Source organism: Mycobacterium sp. E2327, from assembly GCF_001672675.1.
Classification (GTDB): domain Bacteria; phylum Actinomycetota; class Actinomycetes; order Mycobacteriales; family Mycobacteriaceae; genus Mycobacterium.
Map to the genome: position 1 here is coordinate 1 of NZ_LZKE01000235.1, position 11,581 is coordinate 11,581.

An 11,581-nucleotide genomic window follows, 5' to 3' on the forward strand; every position below is an offset into this window, starting at 1 on the left:
TGGCCGACGGCCGAACCGCTCCAGGTGTAGGTCGAGTCGTAGCCCAGCGGCTCGGTGGTCGTGTAGACGGTGCGGTCGGCGTTGAAGGATCCGGCGACCACCTTGCCCGACGAGTTCGTCAACGCCACCTTCTGGAACCAGCCGTCGCTGACCTGGACGCTGATCGGCGAGATCGGAACGACGTCGGAGGCGGCGTCCGCCGGCTGGAACTTCAGCTGGGGCGCCGGCGGCTCCTTCTTGCTCTCGGCCTGCTTGGCCGCGGTGCCCGCGCAGGCGGCCAACACGCTGGGGGCGAACACGCCGAGCCCGAGGGCCGCCAGGGCCAAGCGCCGGTTAACCGGCGGCGGGGTACTGGATGTGCTCACGACATCTAAAGATACCGGGAGAATAGACCCCAACGGCGCCACGACAATTCGGCGCCGACGCGCAATTACACGGGATTAGCCGCTACAGCCTGCAGCCGAGCAGGACAGGCTCCGGTTCCAGTGTGATGCCAAACACAGCATGGACTCCGTCACGCACCGTGCGGGCCAGCGCGAGGACGTCGTTTGCGGTGGCCCCGCCGCGGTTGGTCAGGGCAAGCGCGTGCTTGGTCGAAAGTCGGCAACGTGCCGCTTCATCGTGCGGATAGCCCTTGCCGAAGCCGGCACGCTCCACCAACCAGCCCGCCGCCAGCTTGACCCCGTCCGGCGCCGGGTAGTGCGGAACCGGCCCCTCGACGTCGCGGGCCAACCGTTCGTAGGCCTCCGGCGCCACCACGGGGTTGGTGAAGAACGAACCCACGCTCCAGGTGTCGTGGTCGCTCGCGTCGAGCACCATGCCCTTGCGCGCCCGCAGCTTCAGCACCGCCTCGCGCACGGAGTGGGGATCGGCGCGCTCGCCGGCGGCGGCGTTCAACGCGGCCGTCAGCTCGCCGTAGCGCAGCGGCGCGCTGCGGCCCGACGGGTCCAGCACGAACTCCACTTCCAGTACCACCCAAGGGATTTCGCGCCCCGCATGGGACGCCTGCTTGAAGACGCTGGTGCGGTAACCGAAGCCGAGCTCGTCGCCCGGCACCCAGCGCAGCTCGCCGCTTTCGCGATCCTGCACCCGCACCCGGGTGATGGTGTCGGACACCTCCGCCCCGTATGCCCCGACGTTCTGCACGGGCGTGGCGCCGGCCGACCCGGGGATGCCCGACAGGCACTCCAGCCCGCCCAGGCCGTGCTCGATGGACTCGACCACCACGTCGTCCCAGACCGCGCCCGCCTCGGCGCGGACAACGTTGCCGTCCACCGTGATGCCGTCGTTCGCCAGGCGCACCGCGGTCAGGTCGGTCAACGTGTCGGCGATCACCAGGTTGGACCCGCCAGCAAACACCAGCACCGGCGACGCCCGGCCTTCGGAGTCCAGCTGACGCAGCACGGCGACCGCCTGATCGGTGCTGGCGCAGGTGATCAGGCGGCGCGCGACCGGGCCGACCCGCAAGGTGGTCAACGGCGCCAGCGGCACCGCCTCATCGACACGCGCGCCGGCGAAGAGCGAACCGGCACCGCTCGAATTCATGGCCCGTAACGGTAGCCTGGCCAGCTATGCCGCATTCATTCGAGTTGTCGGCCGAGTACGAGGAGAGCGTCGAAGAGGTCCACCGCGCTTTCCAGGAGGAGGGGTACTGGCTGGCCCGGCTGGCCGACATCCCCGTCGACGAGGCGACGCTGGAGTCGATGCGGGTCGGCGGCGAGTCCGGACAGGACGGCACCGTCGAGGTGGTCACGCTGCAGGTGGTGCGCAGCCACAACCTGCACGCCGTCGTCAAGCAGCTGCACCGGGGCGACATTTGCATCAGGCGCAAGGAATCCTGGGGTCCGCTCGTCGACGGCACCGCCACGGGCTCGATCGCGGTCACCATTCTGGACACCCCGGCGAACGTGTCCGGGACTGGGGAACTGGCGCCGATCGCCGGGACCGGCGGCGCCCGCCTCACCTCCCGGATCACCGTCCAGGTGCGGATCCCGATCATCGGCGGCAAGGTGGAGCGGCTCATCGGCGCCCAGCTGGACGAGCTGGTGAGCCGCGAACAACGGCTGACCGCGGAGTGGATCGCCCAGAGCGCCTGAGCCGGGCCTCGTCACCGCGCCTAAGCTGGCGCCCATGCGAATCGCGCTGGCGCAGATCCAAAGTGGCAGCGATCCCGCGGCGAACCTCGAGCTGGTCCGGGAGAACACCCGCCGGGCCGCCGACGCGGGTGCGGTGCTGGTGGCCTTCCCGGAGGCGACCATGTGCCGGTTCGGCGTCCCCCTGGCCCCGATCGCCGAGGCCGTCGACGGGCCCTGGGCGAACGGGGTGCGCGCGATCGCGACCGAGTCGGGGATCACGGTCATCGCGGGCATGTTCACCCCGTCCGGCGACGGCAGGGTGAAGAACACGCTGATCGTGGCCGGGCCGGGCACCCCCAACCGGCCCGACGCCCACTACGACAAGATCCACCTGTACGACGCGTTCGGCTTCACCGAGTCGCGCACCGTCGCACCGGGCCACGAACCGGTGGTGGTCGACGTCGACGACGTCCGGGTGGGCTTGAGCGTTTGCTACGACATCCGCTTTCCGGCGCTCTACACCGAGCTGGCCCGCCGCGGCGCCCAGCTGATCGTCGCCTGCGCGTCCTGGGGCTCGGGGCCGGGCAAGCTCGAGCAGTGGACGCTGCTGGCCCGGGCCCGCGCGCTGGACTCGATGAGCTATGTGGCCGCGGTCGGTCAGGCCGATCCCGGCGCGGCCCTGACCGATTCCGGGTCGGGCGCGCCGCTGGGGGTGGGCGGCAGCCTCGTCGCCTCACCGCTGGGCGAGGTGGTCGCCGCGGCCGGCGACGGGCCGCAGCTCGTGGTCGCCGACATCGACGTCGACCGGGTCGCCGCGGCCCGGGACAGCATCGCGGTGCTGCGCAACCGCTCCGACTTTGCTCAGGTGGATAGGGCAGAATCGGTTGGGTGACGAACCCACAGGGCCCACCAGGACCACCGAACGAGGGCCCGTCGACATGGGCCCGTCCCGGCAACCAAGGCCCCTTCGGCCAGCCCCCGACTGAGCGTCCGACCGAACGCATCAGCACCGGCGGCCCGGCGCAGCAGGCCCCGCCGCCGGCCGCTTCCGGTCAGCAGACCGAGCAGCTGAGCGTCCCGCATCAGAACCCGCCGCGGCCCCCCTACCCGCCGCCCCCGGCCCCGCCCGCGGGCCCGACGGAGAAGCTGGCCACCCCCGACGAAGAGCCGGCACCGGTGAAGAAGAAACGACGCCTCCTTCGCGACCCGCTGTCCATCGCGCTGATCCTGATCATCGTTTTCGCGCTCCTGCTCGCCGCGCTGATCGGGGGCGAGCTGTACGTGCGCCACGAGGCGAACTCCAAGGTCGCCCAGGCGGTGGCCTGCGAGGTCAAGGACCAGGCCACCGCGTCCTTCGGCGTGACGCCGCTGATGCTGTGGCAACAGGCCACCAAGCACTACACCAACATCTCGGTGCAGACGGCCGGCAACAACATCCGCGATGCCAAGGGCATGAAGCTCAACCTCAACATCCGCGACGTGCGGCTCCAATCGACCGCCAACTCGAAGGGCACCATCGGCTCGCTGGACGCCACCATCACCTGGACCAGTGACGGGATCAAGCAGTCGGTACAGAACGCGATCCCGGTCCTGGGTCCGTTCGTCACCAACAGCGTGACGACTCACCCGGCCGACGGCACCGTCGAGTTGAAGGGCATGTTGGACAACATCACCGCCAAGCCGGTGGTGTCCGGCACCGGGCTGCAGCTGCAGATCGTCAGCTTCAACGCCCTGGGATTCACCATGCCGAAGGAATCGGTGCAGTCGACGCTGGACGACTTCACCGCCAACTTCACCAAGAACTACCCGCTGGGCATCCACGCCGATAGCGTGCAGGTCACCGATACCGGTGTGACAAGCCACTTTTCGACGCAGAACGCCACCATCCCGAACGACAACACCACCGACCCCTGCTTCGCCAACCTCTAAGCGTCGCCGCCGAGCCCGTCGAGCACCGCCCGGCTGCCCGACAGGCCGAGCCGGGTGGCACCGGCATCCAGCATCGCTAGCGCGTCGGCGGCCGTGCGGATGCCGCCGCTGGCCTTGACGCCCAGCCGCCCGCCGACCGTCTCGGCCATCAGGGCCACGGCGTCCACCGACGCCCCGCCCGCCGGGTGAAAGCCGGTCGAGGTCTTGACGAAGTCGGCGCCGGCGTCCTCGGCGGCGCGGCACACGTCCGCCAGCGTCTCCCCGCCCCGGGCCAGCAGCACCGCCGATTCCACGATTACCTTGAGCACGGCGCGGGGCACCGCGGCCCGCACCACCTCGATGTCGCGTCGCACGGCATCGATGTCGCCGGCCAGCGCGGCGCCGACGTCGATGACCATGTCGATCTCGCCGGCGCCGGCCTGCACGGCCAGCGCGGCCTCGCGCGCCTTGACCTCCGGCACGTGCTTGCCCGACGGAAAGCCCGCCACCGCCGCCACCCGAACGCCGGAGCCGGCGGCATCCGACGCGACCGGGACCATCGACGGCGACACGCACACGGCGTAGACACCGAGGTCGGCCGCCTCGGTGACGAGCGCGGCCACGTCGGCGCGGGTGGCCTCGGGCTTGAGCAGGGTGTGGTCGATCAGGGCCGCCAGCTCGGCCCGCGTGGGTTGGCTCGCCAACTAGAACCCTTCTTCCGGACCGCCGGGGTTGCAGCCGGCGGCGAACATTTCGGCGTCGTCGACCACCGGGCGCCAGGGCTCGAGGTTCCAGCTGGTCTTGCCCGGCTGCACGAACTCGGCGAGCTGCCAGTGGCAGACGAACTGCGCGCGCATGCCGGGGGTGTCGGCGTCCGGCGCCAGCGCGAGCACCTCGGCCCACGCCTCGTCGGCCTGCGACGCGGTGCCCGGTTGCCTGGCCGCCATCCGCCCGGACGGTGTGGGAAAGACCCGCAGGCTGGGCAGGCCCTGCCAACGGGACCATTGGGTGTGGTCGACGAACGGGGGCGCGGGGGTGTCGTCGGCACGGGCGACGGACGCCGGGGCCGGCGGGCCCAGCAGCGCGACCAACACCACCGCCGGCGCGGCCAGCAGGGCCTTCATCCGGCTAGCGCGACTTGCCCTGAATCTCAAGCAGTTTCGGCCGCACGTCGACCAGATACACCCCGGCGGCGCAGGCGGCGATCGCCATGCCCAGCACGCCGAACACGAAGCTCAGCACGGAGGAGAGCGCCACGGCCACGCCGAGGATCACCAACCACACCGGCTTGGTCAGCTTGTCTGCGGCGGTATAGGCGTCGGTTCGTTGCAGCGCTGCATGCACGAACGCGTACACGGCCGTCAGCGCGACGGCGATCTGCAGGACGAACATGACGATGCTCACGGCGTGGGTCACGCATCAAGGGTATGCGGGCACCGTCCAAAACGTCGACTCCGAGTTGCCCGGGGACAACTCGGAGTCGCGCGCCTGGTTACTTCTGGGTGACCTTCTTGGCCGACGCCTTCTTGGCCGGGGCCTTCTTGGCCGGAGCCTTCTTGGCGGGGGCCTTCTTGGCCGTGGCCTTCTTGGCCGACTCGGCCTTCTTGGGCAGGTCGATGCCGACCAGCTTGGCGGCCCGCTCGCCGACCGCGCGAGTCTGCGACGCGACGGTGCCGAGCGCCTCCTGGGTCAGCTCGACGGCCTGGTCGACGTAGCCCTCGGCACGCGCCGACGCGTCCTCGAAGGGCCGCTGGCTGCGCAGGCGCTCCAGGGCGGCTTCGCCGCGGTCGACCAGCTCGTTGTAACGGCTGGTCGCGGCCTCCAGGTAGCCCTCGGCGGCCTTGCGCAGCTCCTCGGAGGTGAAGCGCTCGCGCAGCTCGGTGAACTGCTCGGGCAGGTCCTCCTGCAGCTTGGACAGGCGAGCGCGGCGCTCCTCGACCCGGCTGCGGGTCTCGGTGCGAGTCTCTTCGGCCCGCTCACGCAGGTTGGTGATCAGGTCGTTGACGGTGGCGAGCGCCAGGTCGGCCGCGCCGAGCGCCGCCAGCAACGGAGCCCGCAAGTCGTCGACGTTCGGGTTTTCAGCCATGGTGTTTCCTTTCATAATTTGTTTCTTATCGGGGTTACTGCGACTTCGATGGGCCTGGCGTCAAACCCCTTCCCTTCGGGTAACCAAGCGCCCTGGCATCTACGCGTCACCAACTCATTGGTGTCATCGGCGCGACTGCGAACGCATCACTCGTCGCTGTCAGGTTCGCTCGGACTCTCCTCGAAATTGGATTCGTTCTGCTCGGCGAATGACTCGTAGATGTCGAGCAGGATCTGCTTCTGGCGCTCGGTGATCGCCGTGTCGGTGATGATGGCGTCGCGCACCTGGTTCTTGTCGCTGGGCTCGAGGATCCCGGCCCGCACATAGAGCACCTCCGCGGAGATTCGCAGCGCCTTGGCGATCTGGCTCAGGACGTCGGCGGACGGCTTGCGCAGTCCACGCTCCACCTGGCTCAGGTAGGGGTTGCTGACGCCGGACCGCTCGGCGAGCTGCCGCACCGAGACCTGCGCGTTCTCCCGCAGGTCACGGATGAAGCTGCCCAGGTCGGAGGCCATGTCGGAGGCCGCCGTCGACACCTTGGCGGAGAGCTTCTCCTCCTGCGGCATCGAGTACTCCTCGGGTCGGGTGGCCTGGCTTACGGGCCCAGACTACGACCCAGTGCTTGCTTTTGCAAGCGCTTGTTAGCACCCCTAGAAAAGCAGCTGGGCCACGGCGTAGATGATCAGCCCCGCCAGGGACCCGACGACCGTCCCGTTGATCCGGATGAATTGCAGGTCGCGACCCACGTGCAGTTCGATGCGCCGGCTGGCCTCCTCGGCGTCCCAGCGCTCGATCGTGTCGGTGATGATCGCGGTGATTTCCACCCCGTACTCGGAAACCAGATGCTGGGCCGCCCGCACGATCCAGCTGTCGACCTTGTCGCGCAGGTCGGCGTCGTCACGCAGCGACTCCCCGATCCGGACCACGGTGTCGGCGATGCGGGTTCGCAACGTGCTGGACGGGTCATCGACGCCCTCGAGCACCAGCCGCTTCAGCGTCTTCCACGCCGTCGCGGCCGCGGTGGAGATCTCGTCGCGCGCCATCAGCTGCTCCTTGACCGCGTCGGCGCGCGCGATGGTCTCCGGATCGTGCTGCAAGTCGTCGGCGAACTCGAACAGGAAACGCGTCGCCGAACGGCGCAACTCGTGATCGGGGTTGCGGCGCACCTTGTCGGTGAAGTCCATCAACTCGCGGTGGATCCGGTCGCCGACGAGGTGGTCGATGAACCGTGGCGACCAGCTCGGCGAGTCACGCTCGACGACGCGCTGGATCACCTCCCCCGCGTTCAACGACCACTGGAACGCCCGGTCGGCCAGCAGTTGGATCAGCGCCTCCTGGCGGTTCTCGGCCAGCAGGGTCGCCAGCACCCGGCCCACCGGCGGGCCCCACTGCGGTTCGGCGATGCGCCGCACGATCATGCGGTCGATCACCTGCTGGACGTCCTCGTCGCGCAACAGCTCCACCAGCACCCGCAGCACCGTCGCCGTCTCGCCGGCCACCCGCTCGGCGTGCGCGGCCTCCGAGAGCCACTTACCGAGCCGGCTGGGCACCTGGGCGTCGCGCAACTTGGTCTCGACGACGGCCGGCGACAGGAAGTTCTCCCGCACGAAGGTCCCCAGGCCCTCGCCGAGCTGGTCCTTCTTGCGCTTGATGATCGCGGTGTGCGGAATCGGTATGCCCAGCGGATGCTTGAACAGCGCGGTGACCGCGAACCAGTCGGCCAGCGCGCCCACCATCCCGGCCTCCGCGGCCGCACCGACGTAGCCCACCCAGGTTGCCGTGACGGCATGGGCCTGCGCCCACCGGCAGGCCAGGAACACGCCCGTCGCGCCAACCAGGAAGCTCAGCGCCACCAGCTTCATCCGGCGCAGCGCCACCCGCCGCTCGGCGTCGGCCTCCGGATCCGCCCCGGCGAACGATTCCGCCAGGGACGTCGGCCTCGCTGCTCCGCCCCCAGGGGAGGCTCGGTGTGTCACCACACCATCATGTCTCGCCGCGGCCGGTTAGTGTTACCGCCCTGCTTGGACAGGCCCCGCTCGCACGGCCCGTCCGCCAAAAGGCCCCCGGCAAGCCGTAGTATCGGGGGCGTCTGATGAGTGAGAAGCGGCGACAGTGGCAGAGCGGATCCGGGCTGTGACCGTAAAGACGGATGGTCGCAAGCGGCGCTGGCACCAACACAAGGTGGAGCGCCGCAATGAGCTGGTGGACGGCACGATCGTGGCGATCCGGCAGCGCGGCCGCTTCCTGAGCATGGACGAGATCGCGGCGGAGATCGGGGTCTCCAAGACCGTGCTGTACCGCTACTTCGTCGACAAGAACGACCTGACCACCGCGGTGCTGATGCGCTTCGCGCAGTCGACGCTGATTCCCAACATGGCGGGCGCGCTGACCTCCAACCTGGACGGCTTCGACCTGACCCGCGAGATCATCCGGGTGTATGTCGAGACGGTTGCCGACGAACCGGAGCCGTACCGGTTCGTGATGGCCAACAGCTCGCCGACCAAGAGCAAGGTGATCGCCGACTCCGAGCGAATCATCGCCCGCATGCTGGCAATGATGCTGCGCCGCCGCATGCAGGAAGCCGGGATGGACACCGGCGGCGTGGAGCCCTGGGCCTACATGATCGTCGGTGGTGTGCAGCTCGCGACCCACTCGTGGATCTCCGACCCGCGGATGACCGCCGACGAGCTGATCGACTACCTGACCATGCTGAGCTGGAGCGCGATCTGCGGCATCGTCGAGGCGGGCGGGTCGCTGGAGAAGTTCCGCGAGCAGCCGCACCCGTCGCCGATCGTGCCGCCGCGGGCGCCATGACATCGGGCTCCGATGGCTGACGTGAGCGCCGGCTCGCGCCTCCGGTCGTGGGCCTACGCGCTTCGCACCACCAACCCGCCCCCGGACGGGCCGGTCGATGCCGTCACGCGCTGGCTCGTGGTCACCCGGGCCGCGGTGCTGCCGATGACCCTGGTCTCCGGGCTGGTGGCGGCCCTGCTGGCGGTCGGCAAACCCGGGCTGGACTGGCGCTGGCTGGTCCTGGCCGTGCTGGGCATCACGCTTGCGCACACCGCCAACAACCTGATGAACGACCTCTACGACACCCAGGTCGGCACTGACAGCGCCACCTACCCGCGCGCCCTGTACGCCCCGCATCCGGTGCTGTCGGGACTGATCAGCCGGCGCACGCTCGGGCTGGCGATCCTGGCGGTCAACGTCGCGGACCTGGCCATCCTGGTGACGCTGGCGTGGGCGCGGGGGTGGCCGGTGGTGGCGTTCGCGCTCGGCGGGTTCGCCCTCAGCGTCGCCTACACGGCGCCACCGCTGCGGCTGAAGAAGCGCGGCCTCGGCGAGCCGGACGTCTTCGTGGTGTGGGGACCGCTGATGGTGTGCGGCACCTATTACTCCGCGGTGGGCGCGGTCGGGTGGGACGTCGTCGTGGCATCGCTGCCCTACGGCCTGCTGTGCACGACGGTGCTGATGGGCAAGCACATCGACAAGATCCCCTACGACGAGCCGCTCGGCATCCGGACCCTGCCCGTGCTGCTCGGCGAGGCGCGCGCCCGGGCCGTCACGCTCGGCATGATGGTCGGCTTCTATGCGCTGGTGGCCATCGCCGTCGCCGTGGGGGCGATGCCCTGGCCCGCACTGATCGTCGTGTTGGCGCTGCCGCGGCTGGCGAAGGTGTGGCCGTATTTCCGCCGGCCGAGGCCCGACGAACCGCCACCGAACTTCCCGGTGTGGCCGCTGTGGTACGCGGCGTTGGCCTGGGTGCACGTGCGCCAGGCGGGCGCGCTGCTGGTCCTGGGGCTGGCCATCGGCGCGGTGTTGCGCACGGCTGTGTGACGTACGTGTGACGCAAAGCCGACTTTGGAATGCGACTTGTACGGCCTTAACGGCTAGCATGCAGGGGATGCATCGGGGGTGAACCGCGGCGCACGGTCGCCAGGCCGCCGGAGCCCCGAGATACAGAAAGGCCCTACCACTCATGTCCGTGCAGCTCACGCCGCATTTCGGGAACGTGCAGGCGCACTACGATCTGTCCGACGACTTCTTCCGGCTGTTCCTGGACCCGACCCAGACCTACAGCTGCGCCTACTTCGAGCGCGACGACATGACGCTCGAGGAGGCGCAGCTGGCCAAGATCGACCTGTCGCTGGGGAAGCTCGGGCTCGAGCCGGGGATGACGCTGCTCGACATCGGCTGCGGCTGGGGCGGGGCGCTGCAACGGGCGGTCGAGAAGTTCGACGTGAACGTGATCGGAATTACCCTCAGCCGCAACCAGTTCGAATACAGCAAAACCAGGCTGGCGGGGATCCCGACCGGGCGCAACATCGAAGTGCGGTTGCAGGGTTGGGAAGAGTTCGACGACAACGTCGACCGGATCGTCAGCATCGGAGCATTTGAAGCGTTCAAGGCCGAGCGTTGGCCCGCGTTTTTCGACCGCGCCCATGACATCCTCCCCGACGACGGCAGGATGCTCCTGCACACTATTTTGGCGCATTCACAGAAGCAGATGCACGAGCGCGGCATCGCTTTGACGATGAGCGACGTGCGGTTCACGCGATTTATCTACACGGAAATCTTCCCGGGCGGGCAGTTGCCGGCGCAGGAAGATATTTTCCCGCTGGCGCATGCCGCCGGATTCAGCGTCGAAAAAGTGCAATTGCTGCGCGAGCATTATGAACGGACGCTGAATATTTGGGCGGCCAACCTGGCGGCGAACAAAGAAAAGGCGATCGCCATCCAGTCCGAGGAAGTCTACGAGCGCTATATGCACTATTTGACGGGGTGCGAGGACTTCTTCCGCAAGGGAATCAGCAACGTCGGCCAGTTCACCCTGGCCAAGTAGCGCGGCCCTCGGTCACTTCTCACACGTGAACTGGTTGACGTCCGTGTAGCCCTGGCGGAACAACTTGGCGCAGCCGGTGAGGTACTTCATGTACCGGTCGTAGACCTTCTCCGACTGGATCGCGATGGCCTTGTCCTTGTTGGCTTCGAGCGCGGCGGCCCATATCTCCAGCGTCCTGGCGTAGTGCAGCTGAAGCGACTGGATCCGGGTCACCTTGAAACCGGCGTCGCCGGCGTGCTCTTCGACCGACGGGATCGTCGGCAGCCATCCGCCGGGGAAGATCTCGGCCAGGATGAACTGGGTGAAGTGAACGACCTCGTGGGTCAACGGGGTGCCCTGGGCCCTGGCCTCTTTGAAGGTCGGGCGCGAGATGGTGTGCAGCAGCATGACCCCGTCGGCCGGCAGCACCCGGTAGGCCATCTTGAAGAAGTGGCCCCACCGTTGCCGGCCGAAGTGCTCGAAGGCGCCGATGGAGACGATCCGGTCGACGGGTTCGTCGAACTTCTCCCACCCCTCCAGCAGCACCTGCGCCGAGCGGTTCGTGTCCAGCCCGTCGAACATCTGCTGGACGTGCTCGGCCTGGTTTTCCGACAGCGTCAGGCCCACGACGTTGACGTCGTACTTCTCGATGGCGCGCCGCCCCGTGGCGCCCCAGCCGCAGCCGAT

The 11,581-nt window shown here is 68.7% G+C and carries 15 protein-coding genes; 6 read left to right on the forward strand and 9 right to left on the reverse strand.

The annotated features are described in order from the left end of the window. A partial coding sequence (locus A5712_RS27150) for an Ig-like domain-containing protein (protein ID WP_304528680.1) occupies nucleotides 1-365 on the reverse strand: 365 nt, incomplete at its 3' end. An 82-nt stretch (nucleotides 366-447) separates the two neighbouring features. After that, the gene (locus A5712_RS27155) at nucleotides 448-1,545 is read right to left on the reverse strand and encodes a UDP-N-acetylmuramate dehydrogenase (RefSeq protein WP_068112681.1); all 1,098 of its coding nucleotides are present in this window, start codon (nucleotides 1,543-1,545) and stop codon (nucleotides 448-450) included. 26 nt (nucleotides 1,546-1,571) lie between these two features. On the opposite strand from A5712_RS27155, the gene A5712_RS27160 reads away from it, so the two are divergent. Genes A5712_RS27160 through A5712_RS27170 form a run of 3 tightly spaced genes read left to right on the forward strand, consistent with a single transcriptional unit; the run spans nucleotide 1,572 to nucleotide 4,004 of the window. After that, nucleotides 1,572-2,096, forward strand: a complete 525-nt coding sequence (locus tag A5712_RS27160) for a DUF2505 domain-containing protein (RefSeq protein ID WP_068112683.1) — start codon at nucleotides 1,572-1,574, stop codon at nucleotides 2,094-2,096. A gap of 34 nt (nucleotides 2,097-2,130) precedes the next feature. Continuing rightward, nucleotides 2,131-2,967 (forward strand): carbon-nitrogen hydrolase family protein, encoded by an 837-nt coding sequence (locus A5712_RS27165; RefSeq protein WP_068112686.1) that lies wholly within the window; start codon nucleotides 2,131-2,133, stop codon nucleotides 2,965-2,967. Then, a complete protein-coding gene (locus A5712_RS27170; RefSeq protein WP_068112688.1) occupies nucleotides 2,964-4,004 on the forward strand; it encodes a DUF2993 domain-containing protein in 1,041 nt (346 codons plus the stop codon). Before A5712_RS27165 ends, A5712_RS27170 begins: the two co-directional genes overlap by 4 nt. Here the strand turns inward: A5712_RS27170 and deoC are convergent. The 6 genes from deoC to A5712_RS27200 all read right to left on the reverse strand — a co-directional run bounded on the left by deoC (nucleotide 4,001) and on the right by A5712_RS27200 (nucleotide 8,048). Further along, nucleotides 4,001-4,687 carry a deoxyribose-phosphate aldolase gene (deoC, locus tag A5712_RS27175; RefSeq protein ID WP_068112690.1) on the reverse strand — a complete coding sequence of 229 codons (687 nt, stop codon included), beginning with the start codon at nucleotides 4,685-4,687 and terminating at the stop codon, nucleotides 4,001-4,003. The genes A5712_RS27170 and deoC overlap by 4 nt on opposite strands. Then, the gene (locus tag A5712_RS27180) at nucleotides 4,688-5,107 is read right to left on the reverse strand and encodes a DUF2599 domain-containing protein (RefSeq protein ID WP_068112692.1); all 420 of its coding nucleotides are present in this window, start codon (nucleotides 5,105-5,107) and stop codon (nucleotides 4,688-4,690) included. A gap of 4 nt (nucleotides 5,108-5,111) precedes the next feature. Beyond that, a complete protein-coding gene (locus A5712_RS27185; RefSeq protein WP_081665208.1) occupies nucleotides 5,112-5,375 on the reverse strand; it encodes a DUF2516 family protein in 264 nt (87 codons plus the stop codon). 100 nt (nucleotides 5,376-5,475) lie between these two features. Further along, a complete protein-coding gene (gene hbhA, locus A5712_RS27190; RefSeq protein WP_068112711.1) occupies nucleotides 5,476-6,069 on the reverse strand; it encodes a heparin-binding hemagglutinin HbhA in 594 nt (197 codons plus the stop codon). A gap of 146 nt (nucleotides 6,070-6,215) precedes the next feature. Continuing rightward, nucleotides 6,216-6,635 (reverse strand): helix-turn-helix domain-containing protein, encoded by a 420-nt coding sequence (locus A5712_RS27195; RefSeq protein ID WP_068112695.1) that lies wholly within the window; start codon nucleotides 6,633-6,635, stop codon nucleotides 6,216-6,218. 84 nt (nucleotides 6,636-6,719) lie between these two features. Then, entirely contained in the window at nucleotides 6,720-8,048 is a 1,329-nt protein-coding gene (locus tag A5712_RS27200; protein WP_068112698.1) for a DUF445 domain-containing protein, read from the reverse strand. A gap of 133 nt (nucleotides 8,049-8,181) precedes the next feature. On the opposite strand from A5712_RS27200, the gene A5712_RS27205 reads away from it, so the two are divergent. The 3 genes from A5712_RS27205 (at nucleotide 8,182) to A5712_RS27215 (ending at nucleotide 10,915) form a co-directional block, all read left to right on the forward strand. Then, entirely contained in the window at nucleotides 8,182-8,883 is a 702-nt protein-coding gene (locus A5712_RS27205) for a TetR/AcrR family transcriptional regulator (protein WP_067151728.1), read from the forward strand. Nucleotides 8,884-8,895: 12 nt separating this feature from the next. Next, complete coding sequence (locus A5712_RS27210) at nucleotides 8,896-9,909, forward strand: prenyltransferase (protein ID WP_068112701.1); 1,014 nt, start codon at nucleotides 8,896-8,898, stop codon at nucleotides 9,907-9,909. A gap of 142 nt (nucleotides 9,910-10,051) precedes the next feature. Continuing rightward, nucleotides 10,052-10,915, forward strand: a complete 864-nt coding sequence (locus A5712_RS27215) for a cyclopropane mycolic acid synthase family methyltransferase (RefSeq protein WP_068112704.1) — start codon at nucleotides 10,052-10,054, stop codon at nucleotides 10,913-10,915. Between the two features lie 12 nt (nucleotides 10,916-10,927). On the opposite strand, the gene A5712_RS27220 is transcribed toward A5712_RS27215, so the two are convergent. Further along, on the reverse strand, nucleotides 10,928-11,581 hold a 654-nt coding region (locus A5712_RS27220; protein ID WP_068112708.1), incomplete at its 5' end, for a class I SAM-dependent methyltransferase.